This is a genomic window from Serratia quinivorans, assembly GCF_946227985.1.
Taxonomy (GTDB): Bacteria; Pseudomonadota; Gammaproteobacteria; order Enterobacterales; family Enterobacteriaceae; genus Serratia; species Serratia quinivorans_A.
Genome location: NZ_CAMKGL010000001.1, coordinates 1,466,744 through 1,488,114, shown reverse-complemented (window position 1 = coordinate 1,488,114; position 21,371 = coordinate 1,466,744). Strand labels below are relative to the sequence as shown.

The following is a 21,371-nucleotide window of genomic DNA, read 5'->3' as shown; positions in this document are numbered from 1 at the left end:
CGGGGCTTTTTACTAACAGAGGCAGGAGAAACAATATGTTCACCATCAAGTTGAAGTACGCCACCAAGCAAGAGCGCTTAATCGGCGGTAATGAAGTCTTTTGGAATGGCGGAAGTAAAACCCTCGTAGTTAGCGGTAACGACGGCGATGAGAAGTTTCACCTGTTGCCCGGCGACGACGTCTATGTGACGAACGCGGCTGGCAAGACAGTCGCCACTTACACCAACTCAACACAGCCCGTTGCATAAGCCATCACACAGCTCATCCACCAGGGTGGGCTTTCTAATGGTCAATGGAAGAGAGCAGTAAACACATCACATGGCAAAGCATGACTGGAAAGCGCTGCAGGCTGAATTCCTCAGGGACAATGCAGCTACAGGGATAACAGCTCAGCAGTGGTGTGAGAACCGTGGGTTGAACTACCAGTCGGCCCGGCGCTACATCAAACCTCGTGCTGCGCAATCTGAGCAAAACAAACAGCGCAATACTGCGCACAGTGCGCAGCGCAATGAGAATGCGCAAAACTGCGCAGGTAGTGATGATTCAGTAGATGACGATGAACATGTATCAGCAGACGCAAGTGAAGAGACTGATTCAGCTCCGGATCCTGATGCGAAACCAAACTCCGGGCGCGATGGCGGCGGCAGATTTACTGCTGGCAACAGAAGCGCTGCTGGCAACCGTGGCAATTCTGCGCCGGTCACAATGTACAAGCACCGCAATCAGGCAGCGCGAAAACACTCCGCTTATTCGAAGTATCTGGATGCTGATGAGCTGTTCGATGCTGTTGCTGATTCCGATCTGCGCGACGAGCTGATATTCACCCGCGCTCGTGCGTTGTCTGTAACCAAGACAATGAAGCAGATCATGGAGGATTTGCAGAAGGCCGAGTGTGTTGAAACGCGTATTGAGCTATATGACAAGTTTCTCAAGGCTGAACAGGGGCTCGACAGGAATATCGGACGCATTGAGTCCATTGAACGCACGCTCAGCGGCCTGCAATTGAATGCCGTCAACATCCCGCGGCTAAGTGAAGACACTCTGCGCATTATTGCGGCCACTGCCAAGTTGAAAGCTGAGACGCAAAAGCTGACTGCCGAAAACAAAGACGTCACCACGCCACTGTCTGGCATCGTCTCTGATATTCAGGGTATGACCGATAACGGGTTGATGTCCAAATGACGGCGTCACACTACGATTCGGCAAATGTTGACGATGAGATGAGCGGAATGACAGCGGCGCAGCAGCGCCTGTTCATCGTAACCAAGCTCTCAAATCCATGGTGGCGGTTAAACAACCTCTACAAGATCGAGAATGAAAAGGGCGAGTTGGTCACGTTCCGTTTACGGCCGGCGCAGCGCGCGTTGTTCGAATCGATGCATTACCGCAACATTATCCTGAAGGCACGACAGCTCGGCTTCTCAACCGCAATCGACATTTACCTGCTGGATCAGGCGTTGTTCAACAAGAACCTGAAGTGCGGGATCATTGCGCAGGACAAGTCAGCGGCCGGCGAAATTTTCCGTACCAAGATAGCGATACCTTTCGACAACCTGCCTGGGTGGTTGAGGGCGGACTTCAAAATCACTGAGCGGCGCAGCGGGGCGAATGGCGGTTACATTTTGTTTTCCAATGGCAGCAGTATTCAGGTGGCGACTTCATTCCGATCCGGTACCGTCCAGCGCCTGCATATTTCCGAGCATGGGAAGATCTGCGCCAAGTATCCAGCCAAGGCTAAAGAGGTGCGAACCGGTACGCTAAACGCCATTCACGATGGCTGTATCGCCTTCATCGAAAGCACGGCAGAGGGCGTCGGCGGCGACTTTCACGAAATGAGTACCCGCTCAATGGAGCTGGGGCAGTCTGGCATCGAGCTGACCACGCAGGATTGGAAGTTCCATTTCTTCGCCTGGTGGCAGGATCCGAAGTATGTGGCGCAGGTTCCGGCTGCTGGCCTACGTCTCAGTAAATACCACAGGGAATATTTTGCTGGGGTTGAACTGGCGATGCAGATCACGCTCAGTGCTGAGCAACGGCAGTGGTACATCAACAAAGAAATCGAGCAGCGCGATGAAATGAAGCAGGAGTTCCCCAGCACACCGCTGGAGGCGTTCCTGACTTCTGGCCGCCGGGTATTCGATGCTATTAGCACGATGAAAGCGCAAGGCCATTGTAAGCCGCCATTGCTGGTGTACGACATGGATCCGGTAACCGGCACTAAGACCAAAGCTCAGGGGTTGCGAAGCGGTGAAACAAAAGAGCTTGTCCGCACCTTGTTAAATCATCTGCTGGTCTGGGAGCTTCCAGATCCGGAAGAAGACTATGCAATCGGCGCTGATATCGCGGAAGGGTTAGAAAACGGCGACCGATCATCGTTTGACGTCATCAAGAAGAGCAGCGGCGAGCAAGTGGGGCATTGGTTCGGCTACCTCGATGCAGAACTATTCGCGCAACTGCTGGCACACGTCGGAAAATGGTACAACACCGCCTATATCGGGCCAGAGCGTAACAACCACGGTCACGCGGTGCTGCAAAAGCTTCGTGATATCTACCCGCTACGCGCTATCTACGCTGAGCAGTATCTCGATCGCGAGGATGACGACGAGACGCCAAAGCTCGGCTGGCTGACAACCAAGCAAAGCAAGCCAGTTATCACTGAAGGTCTGAAGACCCTACTACGCAACGGTGTCAGCGGTATCCGCTGGATTGGCACCGTCAATGAAGCGAACACCTACGTGTATGACCCTAAGGGGGCCATGGGGGCGCAATCCGGTTGTTACGACGACCAGGTGATGAGTTATGCCATTGCCCAAGAGATGCGTGCCCGTATGCCAGCCCGTCCGAAGGTCACACCTATCGACAGATCTAAACCCACACACTGGATGTCTCACTGATGAATACAGCCATGCTTGACGCTGAAGACGCGCAGTCTCAGCCTGACAACCGCGACCGCTTTACGCTGCAACAACTGCTGAATATCTCTGCTGACATTGATTCTCAGCCTGAGTGGCGAACCACAGCCAATACGGCCTGTGCCTATTACGATGGCGATCAGCTACCTCCGGAGGTTGTTTCCAAGCTAAAAGAGCGTGGGCAGCCATTAACCATGCACAACCTGATCGCTCCGACTATCGACGGTGTGCTCGGGATGGAGGCCAAGACACGTACCGATCTGATGGTCATTGCTGATGACCCAAGCGAAGAGATGGAGCAGATGGCGGAAGCGGTCAACGCTGAATACTCCGACGCCTGCCGGCTAAGCAATCTGAACAAGGCACGTTCCGATGCATACGCTGAGCAAATCAAGGCCGGACTAAGCTGGGTTGAAGTGCGTCGCAATAGCGATCCGTTTGGCAATAAGTACAAAGCCGGTACCGTGCACCGCAATGAAGTCTTCTGGGATTGGTTCAGCCGAGAAGCTGATCTGAGTGATTGCCGTTGGCTGATGCGTAAGCGCTGGCTGGATGTTGACGAGGTGAAAGGCTCGTTCCCCGGGCATGCTGATGTTATCGATTATTCAGTGCGTGAATGGAAAGGTTTTGTTGAAACCGATCTGGCCGAAGGTGATGAGTCCAACCTGATTAACGGTTATGAGGAATATAACTCGTATAGCCGCGACCAGGCCGAGTGGATCACCTCAAACCGCAAGCGAGTTATGCTGCAGGTTATCTATTACCGCACCTATCAACAGATGCCGGTGATGGAGCTATCCAACGGGCGTGTTATCGAATACGACAAGAACAACGTTATGCACGCTGTGGCGCTGGCCACCGGCCGCGTATCGGTCACTATGGCCCGCGTCAGCCGGATCCGTGAAGCGTGGTTTGTTGGCCCGCACTTCATCACTGACCGTCCATGCTCCGCGCCGCAGGGTATGTTCCCGCTAATCCCATTCTGGGGTTACCGCAAAGACAAAACCGGCGCGCCCTATGGGCTGGCCTGTCGTGCTATTCCGGCACAGGATGAAGTAAATTTCCGTCGTATTAAGCTCACTTGGCTGTTACAGGCCAAGCGTGTGATTAAAGATGCCGACGCTACCAACATGACGGATAAGCAACTGGCGGAAGAGCTCGAACGGCCAGACGGTGTGGTTAACCTTAACCCGGATCGCAAGAACAAAAAGACCATAGCGGAAGCGCTGACGGTGCAACAGGATTTCCAGGTGGCTCAGCAGCAGTTTACAGTCATGCAGGAATCGATGAAGCTGATCCAAGATGGCATGGGCGTGTACTCAGCATTCCTCGGTCAGGATTCAAGCGCATCGAGCGGCATCGCTATAAGCAATCTGGTAGAGCAAGGTGCCACTACGCTGGCAGAAATCAACGACAACTACCAATTTGCCTGTCAGCAGGTCGGGCAACTGTTGTTATCGTACCTTTTGGAGGACTTGAGCCGCCGGCGCAATTACAAAGTGGTCATCAACCGCGATGATAAGCGTCGTCGCAAAGAGGTCATGCTGAATGCCGAAGAAGAACAAGGCCCGATGAATAACGATGTCTCCCGCCTGCGTGCGCATATTGCCCTGGCACCTATTCAGCAGACGCCGGCTTATAAATCGCAACTGGCAGAACGCATGTCTCAAGTGATCACCGGCTTGCCGCCAGAGGTGCAGGCGACGGTGCTGGATATGTGGGTGGAACTGCTGGATGTGCCGAACAAGCAGGAGTTTATTGAGCGGATCCGCAGCGCACTTGGCACGCCGAAAGCACCGGACGAAATGACGCCAGAAGAGCAGCAGGCCGCCCAGCAAGAGCAACAGATGCAACAGGCCCAGCAAGAGCTCGCGATGCGGGAGATTGCAGGGAAGGTTGCCAAACTTGAAGCGGAAAGCCAACGCATTGCTGCACAGGCGAAGCGGGATGACGCATTAGCTAATGGGCAGCGCTTCAATGATGCCCATACTCAAGCCCAGACAGGGCAAATCCTGCAACAGATGGAGAATGTATCAGCGGAAATCAACGCCCTGAATGATCAGATGTTGCAGACCATTCAGGGGGAAATTGATGCTTTACCGCTATGACTTAACACCAAAAAGGCTCGAAAGCGGTGGCCAGATACCAAATCGTTCTTTGCGCACAATCGTCAGCATATACCCAGCGAAGACAAAGTATAGTTTGATGAAAAGAATCTGGAACACAATGAGTGACATTACAGTGATTTGTATAATGCTCATTTCGCCTGACAACATATAGGCGAGGATTTCTCTCCATGATGACCCGAGCGTTAACAAAAAGTGCCCAGCGATTGCTGCTGCTATAGAGCAGCCAAGCATAGCCAGCCTAACTGATGTTTTATTTGGACGCGTAACTGCTGTAACAAGTAATAGTGTTAAGTTGAATAATGTGAATCTTAATTTATTCATCATGAGCCTCTATCTTTCTCTTGAACAAAGAATTAATACGCGCTAGATTTCGGAATGATATCAAGCCTCGCCCTAAAAAGCGGGGCTTTTTTATTTCCCTCGGTCAAGGTCAGTGTTGTTGTGATTTTCTTTTGAGTATTTGCCCGCCTCGTGCGGGCATTTTTGTTTGTGCCGCTAAGCACTTTGGCAACAGAGCGCTTATTCGCACGGGCAGCGATACGCCTTTCCATTTCGGATCTATCCGACAAATAGACATGCAGGAGTAGGGACGTGGATATTGATAATTTAACGGGTAATGAGACAGCAGAGGAAATTGAAGCCCTGCTGGAAAGTATGGGTGAGGTGGAGATTTCAGACGCGACTGTGGTTCCTGTCGTTACTGAAAAGCCAGTGGTACAAGTTGCCGCGGCAGTTGATCAGATTAAGACGGGCGATACTGGAGTCACACCGCCGCCGGGTGTAACTGTTGAACAGACCGGAACCAGCACTACAGGTGGTGCTGCAACTGAAGAGCAGCCGAAAGGTGTCGTTACTCAGGACGGCAAGCATGTCATCCCCTATGCCGTATTGGAAGCTGCGCGGGCCGAAAGCCGTCGGAATGCTGAAAGCCAGCAACGCGCGAGTATTGAACTGGAGCAAACCAAGCGCCAGCTTCAGATGCTTACGCAGCAGGTTAACCAGGCAGGATTGACCCCAGCGAAATTACCTGAAGAATCACAAATCACTCCCGAGCAACTGGCTAAAATTCGTGATGAATTCCCGGATCTATCCGGTGTGTTCGAAACTTTGGTGCAGAAAATCGATTATCTGCAAAAGGCGAATCCAAGCACGCAGCCTGCTCCGGTTGAGTCAACAGGCAATCCGGTCACCGATGCGTTGAAAGCTACTCCAGAGCTTGAAGGGTGGCAATCTGCGGATCCGGATCGTTTTAGTCTGGCGGTTCATCTCGATGAGAAGCTGCAAGCCGACCCTGCATGGAAAGATAAGCCGTTAACTGAGCGATTCAACGAGGTGGTTAAGCGCACCAAAGCGGCTTACGGCGAGAGTGTTGAGGCGCCTCAACCTCCTGTCGCTGCACAAACCGCTCAGCCTACCGCTGAAGAGCTCCAAAAATTGGCAGATGACAAGTTAGCCGCGGCTAAAGCTTCTGTCGCAATCCCGACATCACCGTCTGATCTGGGTTCGCCGAGTACGCATCAACCCACGCTATTGGAGCAAGCCGCTGGTGCTGATCATCAGCAGTTGACGGCAATGTTCTCCGGCATGAGTGAAGCGCAAATCGACGCGCTATTAGAACAGTCGCTCTGATCTGACAGTCAATATCATTTATCTATAGCCCGCCTCGTGCGGGTTTTTCTTTTGGGAGTTATCCATGACCACTATTACCTCTGCCCAGGCGAATAAGCTCCAGCAGGTCGCGCTGTTTACTGCAGCGAACCGCAACCGCTCATTCGTAAACGTGCTGACTGAACAGCAGGAAGCGCCGAAGGCCGTTAACCCGGACAAAAAAGGCACCATGCAGACCAGTTTTACTGCACCCGTCGTCCGCATTACCGATCTGCAGAAGCAGAAAGGTGATGAAGTTGATATGCAGATCGTCCACAAGCTGAGCAAGCGCCCGACCATGGGCGATGAAAAGCTGGCAGGCCGTGGTGAAAACCTCGGGTTCGCTGACTTCTCATTGAAGATTAACCAAGGGCGTCACCTGGTCGATGCTGGCGGCAAGATGTCGCAGCAGCGTTTCAAGCACAACCTGAACAAAACTGCGCGTGTCTTGCTGGGTACCTACTTCAATGACCTGCAGGATCAGTGCGCAACTGTCCATCTGGCTGGTGCTCGCGGCGATTTCATTGCTGATGACACCATTCTGCCACTGGCAGGGCATGGCGAGTTCGGCAAGATCATGATCAATGACGTGATGCCACCGACGTATGACCGTCATTTCTATGCCGGGGATGCGACGTCATTTGAGCAACTGGATGCCGCCGATCTGTTCAGCCTGGGCACCGTCGATAACATCGCGTTGTTCCTGGACGAAATGGCGCACCCGCTGCAACCGGTCAAAATGTCCAAAGACGAATTGAAGGACGAAGATCCTTACTTTGTTCTCTACGTCACCCCGCGTCAGTGGAACGACTGGTATACCTCGACATCTGGCAAGGACTGGCAGGCAATGATGGTGCGCGCGGTGAACCGCTCGAAGGGCTTCGATCATCCGCTGTTTAAAGGTGAGTGCGCGATGTGGCGCAACATCCTGATCCGCAAATACTCCGGTATGCCGATCCGCTTTAACACAGGTTCGACCGTCGCTGTATCAAACAACGACAACGTGGCTAGCGTTTCCAACAAAACTGCCGGTACCACCATTGACCGCGCACTGTTGCTGGGCGGCCAGGCGCTGGGTAATGCCTACGGTGCGGGTGAAGGTGGCGGCCACTTCGGTTATCACGAAGAGAAAGTTGACCATGGCAATGGTGCTGAAATCTCAGTGGGCTGGATTAACGGTTTGAAGAAAATCCGTTTCCAACAGAAAGACGGGCGTGTAAACGACCACGGCATCATGGTAGTGGACTCGGCGATCACGCTGGGCCGTTAATTCAACAAGCAGGCTTCTGCCTGCTTATTTGTGGAGAATAAAACTATGGCAACGATTATCGCACCATCTATGCGAGACGCGGTGTATCAGGGCCCGCAAGGTAACCTGTCTATTGCAGAAGGCCAGATCATTTTGTCGGCAGCAAAATCAGGTGATGTTGTAGAACTGCTGGAAATGCCAATCGGCATGCGCATCTATTCACTCGATATCGTCAGTGAAGCTTTGGGGGCCGGTGTAACTGTGGCGATTAAGTCCGGCACCACCACGCTGGTAGCTGCAGGCAGTCACGCTGCTGCAGTAGCGAAAGTGGTACCGATTGTGCCGTACAGCACGGTTGCTAGTGGCGAGAAGATTATCGCAACGCTTGCTGGCGGTGATGCCGCTGGCCGCCTGGTGGTCAATGTTAAATATGTAGCGACTGGTTACTGATCCGCTAATCCCCGTAACCCCAAGAGGCTCGCCAAGTGCGGGCCTTTTTTATTGGAGTACTCCAATGACCCAAACTATCGCAGTTGCCTATATTGGCCCAAAAGACAAAAAGCGCGACACGATCACCGGCAGCCGTCTGGTGTTCCCGCGTTTTGCCCCTGTTGATGTCGAGTCAGCTATTGCACATCGGTTGCTTGATTACCCGACGGTATTCATAAAAGCGGATCGGCTTGAAAGCGTGTTGAAAGCAAATGCGGATTCGGCATCAGAACAGGCTGAAGCTGAACGCTTGGAACATGAGCGCTTGGCCGCATTGGCAGCAGAAAATAGCTTTGTCGTGAAAATCGGTAACGATGAGGTTGATCTCGCCAAGCTTACCGCCGTGCAGTTAGCAACACTGGTTGAAGCCGAAGAGCTGGAACTGAAACAGGATCCGCAGGAAAAGGTTGGTGATTTCCGCGTCCGTGTTCGTGATGCAATCAACGGTAAGCAGGCTGGCGGAGACGGCGAGTAATGGCAGCGCTTGACGTATTTCTACCTGCGATCCGCCGCCACATCAGCGGGCCGCTGGAAATCATGATGCGGCAGTCGGTACTCGAGGCGGCAATTGCCTTTTGCCGCGAGTCCATGTTCTGCCGCGAAGAGCTGACATTGACCAACGTTGCGCCGGGAGCGACGTATGCACTGACCGATAGCTCACTGGTGAAATGCGTTAAGCGTTTACGTGTTACCGACCTTTCTGAGCAATTACGGCGGGCTGATGCACCAGCTCCAGTCTTGGTGGCGGGGATCGACTTTAACGTCATGTCTGCGAACCATATCGCCTTTGTTCGTCCGTTCGAAAAGGTCGCAGTTCTGTTCGCTATTGAGCCGCGCCGAAGTGTTACGGATGTTCCTGATGCACTCGCCGACGACTATCTGGATGTTATTGCCGCCGGCGCATTGAACGACCTGTTCATGATGCCTGGTAAGCCGTGGTCGGATCCACAGCGAGCAGGGTATTTCAATGCTCAATTTGTCGAGGGGTACCGCCGTGCATTCCGCGATGCCCTGGATAATTCGCCGATCACCTCCTTTTATAACCCTATTCGTAAGCATGAGTTTTACTGATGCAAAAAGTTGCTGAGATTATCGGGCGCGTAAACACGCAGCTCGTTGATGTCGCATGGATGCGCTGGCCCAAGGCGGAGCTCCTTGATTATTACAACGACGCGATCCGCGCTGTGATTATTGTTCGGCCCGATGCGGGGGAGAGTTCAGAGATCCTGACCTGTGTTGCCGGCACCAAGCAGCAATTACCTGAGGGTGCCAATCGGTTGTTGGACATCACCCGGGTGGCTGGTGGCCACGTAATCCGTCCAGTACCTCGTGAGGCTCTGGATACGCAATTCCCTGACTGGCATTTCAGTACTGGCGCCATTGAGGGTTATTGCTACGACGAGCAAACACCAAGAACCTTCTATGTGTTTCCCGGAGCCGGGACGGGTGTGCAACTGGACACGGTGGTATCGCGGATCCCTGAGGCTGTCACTATTCAGCAGCTTGATGGCGGAGCGCCTGTTTCACTGGATGAGCTCTATACCAACCCGATCATTGAATGGATGCTTTATCGCTGCTTTTCCAAAGACTCCCAGAATGGTTCCAACGCTCAGTTAGCCCAACAACATTACCAGGCCTTTAACGATCAGTTGGGTGTTAAAACTCAGGCAGAGATGGCTGTAGGTAATAGAAAACGCGAACAATATAATGGGAGCACCCAACTATGAGTATCCTCGTTGAAGGTACTTTGCTATCACCTGCTGGAGATATTATCGGCAATGCTGACATTGTGCTTACTTCCATATCCACGAACTTAGTCGTTCTCAGCGGCACACCGATGTCAGCACAGACCGATCCTGACGGGCGTTATTCTTTCACTCTGAATAATGGGAATTTCGCCGTGGCAGTATCCAAAGGGGGTAATAATTGGTTTTCAGGGATGGTTACAGTCACTGACGTTACCATGCCAAAGTCTCTGAATGCGCTTATATTGCAGGATGCAATGCTGGCAGAAATCCCTGTGGACTACTGGTCATATTTTCAAGCGCAGACGGGGATACTATTTACTAGTTTTAGTAAAATTGACGAAGCAGTAGAGATAACCACATCCTCAAAGGATATAACAATAGTTGCTAGAGATGAGGCTATATTAGCAAGTGACTCTGCAAAGGCTGATGCAAAGTATGTTCAGAATATTGCAGATGCCAACACTTATCACATCACACCATCAGATCCAGATGGGACTATAGCAGGAATTTCTGGCACACCGAACGGGAAGTCATTTCGAGTTGGGTTGGGGGCTGGTCAGGGATTCAAATATTATGTTAATAACAACGGAGTGGCGTTGGAGATCAGCGAATCGCCAGGCGCTGATTATTTTAAAAGACCTATTCCTGGAGCAATGTTAGATATTGTCAGCTCTGGAAAGAATAAATTTGACAAAAATCAGGTTGCTCGTGGTTACTACCTCTACGAGGGAACCGGTAAACCGACCACTAACTCTAACTATTGCTACTCAGATTTTATTCCCGTTATTGCCGGTAGTGTCTATAGCTCCACCCCTCCGCAGTTACCGACTTCACCGGCCCGTGTAACTACATTCTATGATGAAAATCACGGCTATTTGAGCGATATCAGTTCCGTTGATAATTTCATTGCGCCTGATGGCACGGCTTTTGTACGCGTATCTATTCTGCTTACAGATCTGGATGCCTACCAGTTGTCCCTAGGCATAGGCTACTCGGACTATGAGAACTATCAGGACGTCATTAAACCAGGGGTTAATCTTTATCCTGCGATAGGATTTGCCGCAGGGAAAAACCTTTTTGACCCTGACGCAGTCGTTAATGGCGTACATCTTTCGTCAGTGGGTACGATTTTCTCTGACGCAACTACCACACTGTCCGTTTCGGATTATATCGCTATTGATCCGAGCAAATCGTATGCGTGCAACCAGCAATGGCAGTGTTTTGCGTACTACGATGCCAGTGGTGCATTCATTAGCCGCCAGCGCGATACGGATTTTGCCACAAAGGCGATTATCGTTATTGTGGTCCCGCCAACGGCTGCCTATCTGCGAGTTGAATTACCAACTGCTGTAGTCCCGACGACTCAAATTGAGCAGGGAGTGACTGTAGCGACAGAATTTGAGCCTTTCACTCTGGAATCTCCGGATGTGGCAAATGGGTCGGCAGTGCAGTTTGGTGATGTACCTGTAGGGATTGAAAATTCGGGGCTGTTCGTGTCGGGTGAAAACCTGTTTAACAAAAATACAGTTAAATATGGATACATCAACGAATATGGCTCTGTGTTCCCGATACAGGGCCCGAGTAGTACGGACTATAATTACTCCGATTATATTCCTGTCACTCCAGGGGACACCCTAAGAGCAGGTAATACGCTACGATTCGTTGCGTTCTATGGCGCAAGTAAATCGTTCATCAGCGCAATAACGAACGTCACTACGTCGTTTGTTGTGCCTGCTGGCGCTGCATTTATGCGAGTTACAGTTTCTCAGGGGTTCGTTAATAATTTGCAGCTTGTACGCGGGGCGTATTTACCAACACGGCAGGATTACACGCACGTGATTGCACCCACGCTTCCTGATGCAACGCCTGTACGCGTGCCTGGTGATATTATTCTGACGGACAGCCTATCCCTTGATTTCGTGCAGCAGGGACTGCTTGTATCAGGGAAAAACTTATACAACATTAACACTATTCAGTCAGGTTATATTGATGAAAGTGGTGTTATTCACCCAGGCGGAACGACGTATAAATATTCCGACTTCATACCCGTAACACCTGGCAATGTTTACTCATTAAACCTCGGTGCACGGTTCGTCACTCTTTACGCCAAAAATAAGGCGTTTATAAGAACCATCGCCGACTCATTTAATAACATCGTATCGATCATAGCCGATAGTGATTGTTTTTATATCAGGGTCACGATACAGACCGCGCGTAGCACTGATCTGCAGGTTGAAGCGGGCACCACATCAACGGGGTTTGAGTCTTTCGCTTATTCGCTGATATCAGAGTTACCTGACGGCACGCCAGTGAACGGAGGTACATCCCAAAATTATGGCATTATACCCGATTCTTATGGGCTTGAACGTCTGCGAGAAACGCATATGTGCCTTAATAAGCTTTCATATGGCGGGAGTGTGCAATTCTCGTGGGCGATGATCGGGGACAGCTATACACGCTGGCAGGAACGTTATGCGCTGAAATGTGCGCAAAAATTATGGCACCTTTACAATGGTGCTGGGGTGACTGCGACGGTACCACCGATCGGGTTTGGCTATCGTTCTTTTGGTTATGATAGCAGCAGTGACAATACGGATATTGTAGGCACACCGATAACACAGACCGGGTTTATCTGCTCTTATAATACTGGCAATGGGCTAGATATCTCGTCTGTAGCAAGCTCAACCGTCGGATCGACATTGACGTGGACTGACAACCTCGCTTTGGGGTTTGAATACACGCTTTATGTTGAGGGCGGGGGTGGCATAGTCAGTTACAACGCACCCGGAATGCCCGCTCCGGTACAGATAGATTTAACGACGTATGCTGCTGGCATGCAAATGATACCCTTGTCATCAATACCAATCAGTGGCAGCGGAACAGTCACGATAACGCTAGTCTCTGGCACTGCGGTTTTGTACGGCGTGAACGTCATGAATGCCTCACAATCCGGTGTTGTGGTGCATAAACTTGGCGGTTCAGGTTCGTATTCGATGCAGTGGGTCAACGCTAATGCTACTCGCTGGCAAACGGCGTTCACGACACTGAAAGCAAACCTGGTCACAATCATGCTGGGAACCAATGACCAGGGCGCCAACTTGACTCCTGCGACGTTTAAGGCAAACATACTGACGATGATCAATCGCGTCAGATTGGCAACGCCCACGGCGGATATCCTGCTGATTTGCCCTGCAGAAAATAACAGGCCAGGTGGTAATACCATTGCAATGTCGAACTATGCGCGGCAGATGTACGATTTGGCGCTTGAGCAGGATGTTGCATTCCTGAACCTGCAGCAATCATTTGGCGAAAAACCAAGTGACTACGCGTTTGGAAGCGCCCGACCATGGATGGTTGGCGACGGCTTGCATCCTGATCCTGAAACCGGTGGTTACGCCATCACAGGGGCAATTCTACGGTCGCTCCACCTTCCTCTTTGAGTCAGGCATTGGTCATACCGGGGCACAACTCCCGGCATTGATTTTCTTTTTGCTTCATCATGGTAGCTTTCCGCCTCGGTTCATTAATTTTTTTCTGCGACTCACAAGAGCCAGATTAATATTGAGATTATTGCTTTATACATATATACGCGCTAAATTCCCCAAAGATGCCGATCTATGCTTAACAGCAAGGTCGGTTTTTTTATTCCCTCAATTTGTGACCCCATATGCCTGATATCGACATCACAACTATGGGCGGCGAGATGCCGCGCATGGTCGCACACCTGTTGCCGCAATCCTCTGCGACGATCGCTAAGAACTGCCACTTTCGCCACGGCGTGATCACTCCGAATAACGTTGATGCCAAGCAAAGCAAAGTGTTCAGCATCTCGCCGGGGACTATCTTCAACTATCACGATGATGTCTGGTTTGCGTGGAACGGTATTGTTGACGCTATCCGCAGTCCGGTTGCCAACGACGACTATGACCGGGTGTATTTTACCGACGGTACCTATCCGAAAGTGACCAGCAACCGCATTGCAACGCAAGGCCAGGGGAATTATCCAGCGGCTTACTTTCGGTTGGGCATTCCTGCACCAGAACATGCCATTGCAATTGGTGGCGTAACGCCGCCGGCAGACCCGGGAGAAGATGACCCCACTGACGATGAATCGCGTTTCTATGTTGAAACCTATGTGACTGAATACGGCGAAGAGGGGCCGCCGGGCCCTGCATCTGCAGAGGTCACTATTGTTTACCCCGGTAGCACGGTTGCATTGCAACTCCAGCCGCCAGGTACCCAGAACAGCAATATCACGCGGCGCCGTATTTATCGCTCGGCAACCAGCGACAGCACGGCTGATTTTCTGTTGGTGGTCGAGCTGGGGATTGCCATTGGTTCCTTTGATGATTCATTGTCTGGTGCAGAGCTAAGCGCGACGCTTGAAACCTACGACTACATGATGCCGCCGGAAGGGATGATCGGTTTATGTGCCATGAAGAACGGTATTTGCGCCGGGTTTAAAGGCAACGAGGTAATGTTCTCTGAAGCCTATCTGCCGTATGCCTGGAAGGCGACTAACCGGCAGACTACCATGAGCAAGATTGTCGCCATCGCACCAGTCGGTACTTCGCTGGTGGTCGGTACTGAGGGCGACCCATATTTGTTCAGCGGTATCACGCCATCAAACATCAGTAGCACAGAGCCGAACATCACACTTGCCTGCGTCTCACGCCGCTCAATGGTGGCGATGGATGGGTTTGCTATTTACGCCTCGCCTAACGGCATTGTTACTGTGGACGCATCAGGTAATGCGCTGGTGGCCACTGAGAAAATTATTGAACAAAAGCAGTGGCGGAGGGTGTTTAACCCTTCATCGATCCGCGCCTGGCGGGTTGAGAACGAATATCTGGCGCTATACGACACGGCCGATGGCACCGCAGGTTTTATCTTCAATCCTCAAATGATGGACATCAGGCACATAACAACTTCGTTCGATGCCGGTTTTAACGATGAGAAGAGCGACACGCTTTACATCGTTAAAGGTGCCCAGCTCTATACCCTGCAGGGGGGAGATATGCCGGTTAGCATGCGCTGGCGCTCGAAACCGTTTCTGGCGCCCTATGACACCTCCTTTTCCTGCTTGCGCGTCATGAGCGATCAGTTGTTCTTCGTCGGTATCAACATCATTGTCGATGGCGCGCAGGTGATCACTTTGCCGCCGGGTACGATGCGGGAAAACATGCTTAAGTTGCCGCCAATCTCAGGCCGAAAGTGGATGATCGAAACGTGGGGGCGGGGACAGGTTGACCGGATCACGCTATCCACCTCAATGATGGAGATGCCCGCGTGAGCAACAAAGGAAAATTCCGTGCAGGTACGGATCTGCCGACGGTGGCAGAAAACATTCAGACACTGACAGGGCAACGCGGCGATGGGCTTGACCGCGCGGTCACAGTGCGTGATTTGGCTCGACTTGGCTTCTCGACCAAGAAAGCGGGTAACGGTGGCGTGTCTTTGATACCCGGATGGACGCCGCCGCCGGACTGGGGTGGGCCGGGAGCAAATAAGCCGACGCAGTTCCCGACTAAACCAACGGGCTTCACTGCCTATGGCGCATTCTCGTTTATTGCTTTGGTGTGGGATATGCCGAAGTACGGCGGTCACTCACTAACGGAAGTCTATCGTAACAGCGAGGATAATCTGGCGGACGCGGTTATCGTGGGCACAGAAGCCGCCGGAGTCTTCAGCGATCCGCAAAACACCGGTACACCCGGCGCTTATTACTGGATCCGTCACGTTAATGCCAACGGAGTGCCGGGCCCATTCAATGACACCGCCGGCACGTTTGCGAAAACGGATCCGGATGCAGCACAGAACCTTATCGCTGATCGTGTTATTGCCGGTATTGAGATGATCACTCCGCTGTTGCGTTCTGCTCGAATTGAGAACGGTCGGTTCACGGTTGATGAGAATGGCAATATGACGGCCATCAACGCCAGCATGAACTTCATGACAGCCAATGGCGGCTGGTTCTATGACGTGTACGCCGAGCGGGCCACATTCAGGAACTGTCAGATACTGGAAGACTGCGATGTTCGGGGCACTATCTACGCCAATAAGCTCGTTGGCGACGTGTATAACGCGCAGTCTGGTGGGATCTATCTGCCACCCATTACCCAGGGTGTGCGCTATGGTTTTACGTGGTCGAGTCAGGCTGGAGAGCATGTCATTTGGAATATCGTGGGTGAGGATTTCGAGCGTGTAATGGACACGAACGTCACTATTGTGGCAGCAAGCGCTGATAGGCAGTACTTCACGGTTATTTTGCGAAGCCCGGGTCATGATGATATCCAAATCACATACAAGGACACAGGAAATAACGGGGAAAACGGATCGTTAAGTTATTTGCTCGAGGGCATTAAGCTCCCCGCTGTCGGGCGTGATAAACAGCAACAATTAATCATCCGAATTGGAGAGAACCGGGGTAGCACAGTGGCAATTACAACCCCAGTGATCAGTGGCGGCGGCAGTACCGGTAGTCCTGAAGTGAGAGCGAAGCCGGTAATTGGTGTTTACAAATCAGGGCGCCAGATAGCCACGAGCGGCCCGCAATGATGACGCTTGAAGAAAAGGTGAATGCCCTTGCCAGGCGAAGCGCCGACAAAAACTTGATAACAGATATCCAAGACGCCTGCCGTGAAAAGCAGGCGTTTTGCTTTGGTGCTGATGATGCGCGGATCGTCCTGCGGCCCCGTATGCAAAACGGTGTTCCGTATGTGGTGGTCTGGCTCGGGGTGAGCACCGCGAACGATGGCTTGGTTCGATATACCCCACGGGTTAAAGAGCTGACGCGAATGATAGGCGGCAGATGGGCCGAGTTTTACACAGACAGAAAAGGGTTCATCAGGGTAGCCAGGCGGCTCGGTTTTGTGCGCCTGCCTGATGAAGATGGATTAATGAAATTCCGGATCCCGGTGTGAGGGTGGTATGGGCAAAGGCGGCAGTAACGAAATCAAAGAAACAGAGAACGAGAAAGCAGCAGCGCAAGTAGCTTCGCAGCAATGGGATCTCTATCAGAACGAGCTCCGGCCCTATGAGAACTTGTTCATGGATAAGGTCGATGCGCTGAACAACGAACAGAAGTATGCCGACATTGCCAATGATACCAATCTTGGCTACCAGGCTGAGTTCGGCAAGGCGCGGCAGGATACCGCTACGCAGTTGGCGGCCAGCGGCGTGGATCCAAGTAGCGGCAAATTTCAGGGAACGCTCGACAATATCACGTCAGATCAGGTTGCCGGCCAGATTGACACGACTAACCGTGCACAGAGTACGCAGGCTGATAAGTACGTTGGTGGACTGCAGGATGTCGTTGCTATGGGGGCGGGCCAGAAAGCTGATGCCCTGTCAGGGTTCAATAGCATCGCCAATACCAGCATGCAGAAAGCACAGTCTGATGCGCAGCGCTCGATGAGCAACCGACAGGCGACGGCGGGAGTGGCTGGAGCATTGGGAGGCGCTGCTGTGCGCACCTATGGGTTACAGGATGCAGCGGCTCCGGCCTCAAACGCCGGTTCAACTGGTGTATTCGGCGGGAGTAACAGCGGCGGTCAATACGGCGTGTCCAATACGCCATTCGGTAAATCGACCTTTAACTAACAGGGGCCAATTATGGGACAGGCGGCAGACACATATGCCCGATTGATCCGGGAGCAGTACGCGGACTGGCAAAACCGATTTTATCCGAAACAGAAAGAGTTGATGGGTTTAGCGACCAGCGGCCAGTTGATGAACGACCAGCTCGCGCGCGCTGATGCCAATACTCAGCAGACGCTGAACACGGCACAGGTAGGGCAGCAGAACCAGATGGCGCGCTATGGGGTGGCGCAAGCGCCTACAGCCGGAGACAACAGTCTTGGGCTCCGCTCCGCGTTGGCAACTGCCGGGGCCAAAAACGGGATCCGCGAAGGTGAAGCGGATCGGCAAATGAATATTCTGACGGGGGGGAGCGCCAGCCTTCGCCAGCAAATGAACATCGGCGGCGGGAGTAGCAGCTAATGGGATACGGGTTAGTGGATATCGCGAACCAGACGCGCCAGCAAGCGCTTCAGGGCTTTGGTGAAGCATCATCGCGTGAAACTCAGCGAGAGGTGGCAAATCAGCAACTGAAGGATGCTGAGAAGCAAATGAAAATGCAGATGACGGGTACTGGCGCAGGCATGGGGCTGGCGATGGGATCCGGTAGTTCTTTGCTTGGCGGTGGTGCGGGTACTGCTGCAGGTTCAGCGGCTGGTGCCGGTGCTGCGGGAGCCGCAGGGGCTGGAGCTGCAGGCGCGGCAGCCGGAACAGCAGCCGCAGGTACTGCCGCCGCTGGTACCGCAGCAGCAGGAACGGCAGCAGCTGCAGGTGGCGCAGCTGCCGCAGGAACAGCAACCGGTGTAGCCGCCGGCGCAGGTACTGCGGCTGCAACGGGTGCGACAGTCGGTGCATGGGGTGGCCCAATCGGTATGGGGATCGGCGCGGCGGTCGGTCTGCTGGCAAGCCAACTTTTCTAAGGAGTAAATCATGGGTGTTCAAGGTTTAGCGGATGGCTTTCTGGCAGGCTTCAATACTGCCGATGCTGCTATTACGCGTAACAAAGAAATGCAGCAGCGCGATGCGGCCCTGCAGCAGCAAGTGAAGGATTCCGATCGCAATTACAGCTTGCGTGAGGCCGATTTTAATTACGGCAAAGATCGCGATCAGCGCAATTTTGGTTATCAAAAAGAACGCGACCAGGTGGGTGATAAGCAATGGGGCTTACGCCACGCACTTGATGAGCAGCAGGTAGGTATCAGTCGCGCCGGCCTTGGTATGCGCGCGCAGGAGCTGGGCATGCGGCAGAAGGAATACAACTACCGCATGGCTCAGGAAGAGCGCAGCCAGCGACTACAGAACGAAATGCCGGTTGTTCAGACCCTGTATAAGCAGATGGAAGAGACTGGAAAATTTGATCCGCAACTGTACTCGCAGATTTCGAAAGACAACCCGCTTAACCCTGGGCGTTTCTTTGGGCAGGAAGCCATCAACAACGTTATGGAAGTGAACCGCGCCATGCCGAAGGTGCTTTCCGGCGAGATGAACTACAACGATCCGAAGGTCATCAAGCTGATGAATACGGTGCTGTCGCCTGACATCAAACGAGGAGAAGGTGAAGTCGATCCGCAAACGGGTAAGAAAATTGTCAGTAAAGAACTGGGCCACATTGGCGTTAGCGAAGATGGAAAATTTATCATCCCAGGCATCACGGTAAAATATGATGATGGAACCACCGCCCTAAAACCAATGACCGAGCATGGCTCTTCAGATGAGCGTGATAACCAGCTTGCCCATATCCCTATAGCCAACGTTATGGACAAGATCCGCGGCTACGGTCAGATGGTCGGCCAGCTTAACCAGCCGGATCGCACCGCCTTTCTCAACAACATGGTTAATCCGCCTGATAAGACTGCTAGCCGTGAAGAGGCCAAAGGATTACGCCGTGACCTGCTCGATGTGGGTAAGGTCCGCGCCAAGGCATTGGCTGGTGCGACGGATAAAGATGCAATGGCTGAAATCAATTCTCAATATGATCAGTTACAAAACCAGGTACTGCAAACCTATGGACAGCCCGGTAAGCCTGCCGACTCCTTTGAGGATTTCGCGGTTGAGTACCAAAAGGAAAATGGCGTGCCACCGGATCCTAAGAATGCACAAGACACTCAGTTCTACCAACAATGGAAATCACAAAGGCAAGGCGGTTCTCCGCCGTCGGCACCAGCTTCCACAACCTCGCAAGGCCAGGCACCGTCACAACTGCCAGATAACTCGTATGCTGCAGGGTATCTGAGAGAGATGCGTCAGCAGGCACAGCGGCAACAACAGTAAACGGCGAGTAATGCAAAAGCGCAATCAGCCATTGCGCTATTGCACCCCGTTGATTTATTTGAATCTATCAGATTGTTTTACTGCAATAAATTTAACCGGTGATTAATGCATCATCCATAATACAGGTTATTGGCTATTGCCAGCACAACACAAGGCTCAGTGCCTTCGTTGACAGGGAGGTAATAAAACATTACTGTGTATACATACAGTTATTTAATAAAAACTATTTTAAATCATGTTGATATGTTCGGGTTTCCGCTGGGGAGAATTTCGTGACACTGGGCGATGAGGATATTTTAGCCAGCGTGGCGGCACTGTTGGAGTTACTGACACACTGTGATGAGGATACCAAAATTGAAACCGTGCAGACGACCGCCTTGCTTGGGTGGAGGCTACTGAAAGAAGTGAAGATCAAAAATCAGCACCTATCTCATAGTAGGTAATATCTTCAAGGGGCAGAAAATTGGAAATTTGTTATGATTTTCAGCAAGAATGAAATTATTTATTTTTTGTTAGTCTTAGGTAAGGTCATATTGCTATGGCCTTACCTATATTAGTTGAAAGATTTAGAGCTTTCCTTTGACTTTAACAATTAAAGAAGCAACCTCTTCTAAAGTTGCCTCTTTTCTTCCATAAATTATATTTAATATCTTTGCAAAAGCTTCGTAGGCAAATGCCAACGCAAACTCTTGTACTTCACCGTCGCCATGGCTTCCTTCATTTCCTATCCATTTGATTGCAAGGGATAGGTCACCAATTTCTGTGAATCTATTGGTTAGAAGTGGAATTTGGTCATGAAGTTTTCGTTCACCTATCTCAGCTTCTGTAAAATGCAACCTTATTAGAATTTCTAGCGTGGCCCTTATTCTGTTAGCTGCGGCAGATATATCACAATAGGCTAGCTGGAATGACTTCATCAACCCTTTCTTTATTTCTGGTGGACAATTGAACGGCATTTCAAAAATAGATAAAGTAGGAGTAAAATACTTAGGTCGATATAAGTCACCTTCATCATGTTCATGATCTCCAGTTTCTTCGTCGTAATAGGAGTGATAATAATGTTCTGCTTCACCAATCGAATATGTTGTTCCTTTGCAAGCAACACATTTATAAGGGAGAGTATATGAATATCGAATCCACTCTGGTTCCCACTCTGGATGCTTCCGATCATTAATCGATTCTATTGTTTCTTCTTTTAGGCTATTCCCCCAATCTGCATTCGCTAAAGTTCTCATGCAATGGGCACATTTAATTGCATGACCTTCATTCTCAGTGAACTCAAATTGATATTTTTTATTCATTATTGAGCGGTAGAGTTTTGCTTCTATTTTTTCAGGAGTATCCATAT

At 51.5% G+C, this 21,371-nt stretch carries 21 protein-coding genes; 19 read left to right on the top strand and 2 right to left on the bottom strand.

What is annotated here, in order from left to right:
• The first annotated feature begins 35 nt into the window (after positions 1-35).
• The 4 genes from OCH02_RS06895 (at position 36) to OCH02_RS06880 (ending at position 5,020) form a co-directional block, all read left to right on the top strand.
• On the top strand, positions 36-248 hold the full coding sequence (locus OCH02_RS06895) for a hypothetical protein (protein ID WP_261430523.1): 213 nt from the start codon (positions 36-38) through the stop codon (positions 246-248).
• 70 nt (positions 249-318) lie between these two features.
• A complete protein-coding gene (locus OCH02_RS06890; RefSeq protein ID WP_261430522.1) occupies positions 319-1,182 on the top strand; it encodes a terminase in 864 nt (287 codons plus the stop codon).
• A 47-nt stretch (positions 1,183-1,229) separates the two neighbouring features.
• Positions 1,230-2,894 carry a terminase gene (locus OCH02_RS06885; RefSeq protein ID WP_261430814.1) on the top strand — a complete coding sequence of 555 codons (1,665 nt, stop codon included), beginning with the start codon at positions 1,230-1,232 and terminating at the stop codon, positions 2,892-2,894.
• Positions 2,894-5,020: a portal protein gene (locus OCH02_RS06880; RefSeq protein ID WP_261430521.1), complete on the top strand. Its 2,127-nt coding sequence runs from the start codon at positions 2,894-2,896 to the stop codon at positions 5,018-5,020. Before OCH02_RS06885 ends, OCH02_RS06880 begins: the two co-directional genes overlap by 1 nt.
• Here the strand turns inward: OCH02_RS06880 and OCH02_RS06875 are convergent.
• On the bottom strand, positions 5,015-5,365 hold the full coding sequence (locus OCH02_RS06875; RefSeq protein WP_261430520.1) for a hypothetical protein: 351 nt from the start codon (positions 5,363-5,365) through the stop codon (positions 5,015-5,017). The genes OCH02_RS06880 and OCH02_RS06875 overlap by 6 nt on opposite strands.
• A 267-nt stretch (positions 5,366-5,632) precedes the next feature.
• Between OCH02_RS06875 and OCH02_RS06870 the strand changes: the two genes are divergently transcribed.
• The 15 genes from OCH02_RS06870 (at position 5,633) to OCH02_RS06800 (ending at position 20,466) form a co-directional block, all read left to right on the top strand.
• A complete protein-coding gene (locus OCH02_RS06870; protein ID WP_261430519.1) occupies positions 5,633-6,670 on the top strand; it encodes a hypothetical protein in 1,038 nt (345 codons plus the stop codon).
• Positions 6,671-6,734: 64 nt separating this feature from the next.
• Positions 6,735-7,958 carry a N4-gp56 family major capsid protein gene (locus OCH02_RS06865; protein WP_176979145.1) on the top strand — a complete coding sequence of 408 codons (1,224 nt, stop codon included), beginning with the start codon at positions 6,735-6,737 and terminating at the stop codon, positions 7,956-7,958.
• Positions 7,959-8,003: 45 nt separating this feature from the next.
• Complete coding sequence (locus tag OCH02_RS06860; protein ID WP_261430518.1) at positions 8,004-8,387, top strand: hypothetical protein; 384 nt, start codon at positions 8,004-8,006, stop codon at positions 8,385-8,387.
• A gap of 64 nt (positions 8,388-8,451) precedes the next feature.
• Positions 8,452-8,901, top strand: a complete 450-nt coding sequence (locus tag OCH02_RS06855) for a hypothetical protein (protein ID WP_261430517.1) — start codon at positions 8,452-8,454, stop codon at positions 8,899-8,901.
• Positions 8,901-9,497 (top strand): hypothetical protein, encoded by a 597-nt coding sequence (locus OCH02_RS06850; RefSeq protein ID WP_261430516.1) that lies wholly within the window; start codon positions 8,901-8,903, stop codon positions 9,495-9,497. The genes OCH02_RS06855 and OCH02_RS06850 overlap by 1 nt, the downstream gene beginning before the upstream one ends.
• On the top strand, positions 9,497-10,153 hold the full coding sequence (locus tag OCH02_RS06845; RefSeq protein WP_261430515.1) for a DUF6682 family protein: 657 nt from the start codon (positions 9,497-9,499) through the stop codon (positions 10,151-10,153). The genes OCH02_RS06850 and OCH02_RS06845 overlap by 1 nt, the downstream gene beginning before the upstream one ends.
• On the top strand, positions 10,150-13,614 hold the full coding sequence (locus tag OCH02_RS06840) for a GDSL-type esterase/lipase family protein (RefSeq protein ID WP_261430514.1): 3,465 nt from the start codon (positions 10,150-10,152) through the stop codon (positions 13,612-13,614). The genes OCH02_RS06845 and OCH02_RS06840 overlap by 4 nt, the downstream gene beginning before the upstream one ends.
• A 227-nt stretch (positions 13,615-13,841) precedes the next feature.
• A complete protein-coding gene (locus tag OCH02_RS06835) occupies positions 13,842-15,467 on the top strand; it encodes a hypothetical protein (RefSeq protein WP_261430513.1) in 1,626 nt (541 codons plus the stop codon).
• Positions 15,464-16,732, top strand: a complete 1,269-nt coding sequence (locus OCH02_RS06830; protein WP_261430512.1) for a hypothetical protein — start codon at positions 15,464-15,466, stop codon at positions 16,730-16,732. The genes OCH02_RS06835 and OCH02_RS06830 overlap by 4 nt, the downstream gene beginning before the upstream one ends.
• The gene (locus tag OCH02_RS06825) at positions 16,732-17,097 is read left to right on the top strand and encodes a hypothetical protein (protein WP_410001244.1); all 366 of its coding nucleotides are present in this window, start codon (positions 16,732-16,734) and stop codon (positions 17,095-17,097) included. Before OCH02_RS06830 ends, OCH02_RS06825 begins: the two co-directional genes overlap by 1 nt.
• Before the next feature lie 7 nt (positions 17,098-17,104).
• Entirely contained in the window at positions 17,105-17,776 is a 672-nt protein-coding gene (locus OCH02_RS06820) for a hypothetical protein (protein ID WP_261430510.1), read from the top strand.
• 12 nt (positions 17,777-17,788) lie between these two features.
• Positions 17,789-18,175 carry a hypothetical protein gene (locus OCH02_RS06815; RefSeq protein WP_261430509.1) on the top strand — a complete coding sequence of 129 codons (387 nt, stop codon included), beginning with the start codon at positions 17,789-17,791 and terminating at the stop codon, positions 18,173-18,175.
• Positions 18,176-18,370: 195 nt separating this feature from the next.
• Positions 18,371-18,559: a hypothetical protein gene (locus OCH02_RS06810; RefSeq protein WP_261430508.1), complete on the top strand. Its 189-nt coding sequence runs from the start codon at positions 18,371-18,373 to the stop codon at positions 18,557-18,559.
• Positions 18,560-18,682: 123 nt separating this feature from the next.
• Positions 18,683-20,023: a hypothetical protein gene (locus OCH02_RS06805; protein ID WP_261430507.1), complete on the top strand. Its 1,341-nt coding sequence runs from the start codon at positions 18,683-18,685 to the stop codon at positions 20,021-20,023.
• A gap of 272 nt (positions 20,024-20,295) precedes the next feature.
• On the top strand, positions 20,296-20,466 hold the full coding sequence (locus OCH02_RS06800; RefSeq protein WP_261430506.1) for a hypothetical protein: 171 nt from the start codon (positions 20,296-20,298) through the stop codon (positions 20,464-20,466).
• A gap of 123 nt (positions 20,467-20,589) precedes the next feature.
• On the opposite strand, the gene OCH02_RS06795 is transcribed toward OCH02_RS06800, so the two are convergent.
• A complete protein-coding gene (locus OCH02_RS06795; protein WP_261430505.1) occupies positions 20,590-21,369 on the bottom strand; it encodes a DUF4145 domain-containing protein in 780 nt (259 codons plus the stop codon).
• Positions 21,370-21,371 lie beyond the last annotated feature (2 nt).

What these genes read in the sequence shown, in the direction of transcription:
- OCH02_RS06895 (WP_261430523.1), top strand. Translation starts at nt 36, where the DNA reads ATGTTCACCATCAAGTTGAAGTACGCCACCAAGCAAGAGCGCTTAATC.
- OCH02_RS06890 (WP_261430522.1), top strand. Translation starts at nt 319, where the DNA reads ATGGCAAAGCATGACTGGAAAGCGCTGCAGGCTGAATTCCTCAGGGAC.
- OCH02_RS06885 (WP_261430814.1), top strand. Translation starts at nt 1,230, where the DNA reads ATGACAGCGGCGCAGCAGCGCCTGTTCATCGTAACCAAGCTCTCAAAT.
- OCH02_RS06880 (WP_261430521.1), top strand. Translation starts at nt 2,894, where the DNA reads ATGAATACAGCCATGCTTGACGCTGAAGACGCGCAGTCTCAGCCTGAC.
- OCH02_RS06875 (WP_261430520.1), bottom strand. Translation starts at nt 5,365, where the DNA reads ATGATGAATAAATTAAGATTCACATTATTCAACTTAACACTATTACTT.
- OCH02_RS06865 (WP_176979145.1), top strand. Translation starts at nt 6,735, where the DNA reads ATGACCACTATTACCTCTGCCCAGGCGAATAAGCTCCAGCAGGTCGCG.
- OCH02_RS06860 (WP_261430518.1), top strand. Translation starts at nt 8,004, where the DNA reads ATGGCAACGATTATCGCACCATCTATGCGAGACGCGGTGTATCAGGGC.
- OCH02_RS06855 (WP_261430517.1), top strand. Translation starts at nt 8,452, where the DNA reads ATGACCCAAACTATCGCAGTTGCCTATATTGGCCCAAAAGACAAAAAG.
- OCH02_RS06850 (WP_261430516.1), top strand. Translation starts at nt 8,901, where the DNA reads ATGGCAGCGCTTGACGTATTTCTACCTGCGATCCGCCGCCACATCAGC.
- OCH02_RS06845 (WP_261430515.1), top strand. Translation starts at nt 9,497, where the DNA reads ATGCAAAAAGTTGCTGAGATTATCGGGCGCGTAAACACGCAGCTCGTT.
- OCH02_RS06840 (WP_261430514.1), top strand. Translation starts at nt 10,150, where the DNA reads ATGAGTATCCTCGTTGAAGGTACTTTGCTATCACCTGCTGGAGATATT.
- OCH02_RS06835 (WP_261430513.1), top strand. Translation starts at nt 13,842, where the DNA reads ATGCCTGATATCGACATCACAACTATGGGCGGCGAGATGCCGCGCATG.
- OCH02_RS06825 (WP_410001244.1), top strand. Translation starts at nt 16,732, where the DNA reads ATGACGCTTGAAGAAAAGGTGAATGCCCTTGCCAGGCGAAGCGCCGAC.
- OCH02_RS06820 (WP_261430510.1), top strand. Translation starts at nt 17,105, where the DNA reads ATGGGCAAAGGCGGCAGTAACGAAATCAAAGAAACAGAGAACGAGAAA.
- OCH02_RS06815 (WP_261430509.1), top strand. Translation starts at nt 17,789, where the DNA reads ATGGGACAGGCGGCAGACACATATGCCCGATTGATCCGGGAGCAGTAC.
- OCH02_RS06805 (WP_261430507.1), top strand. Translation starts at nt 18,683, where the DNA reads ATGGGTGTTCAAGGTTTAGCGGATGGCTTTCTGGCAGGCTTCAATACT.
- OCH02_RS06795 (WP_261430505.1), bottom strand. Translation starts at nt 21,369, where the DNA reads ATGGATACTCCTGAAAAAATAGAAGCAAAACTCTACCGCTCAATAATG.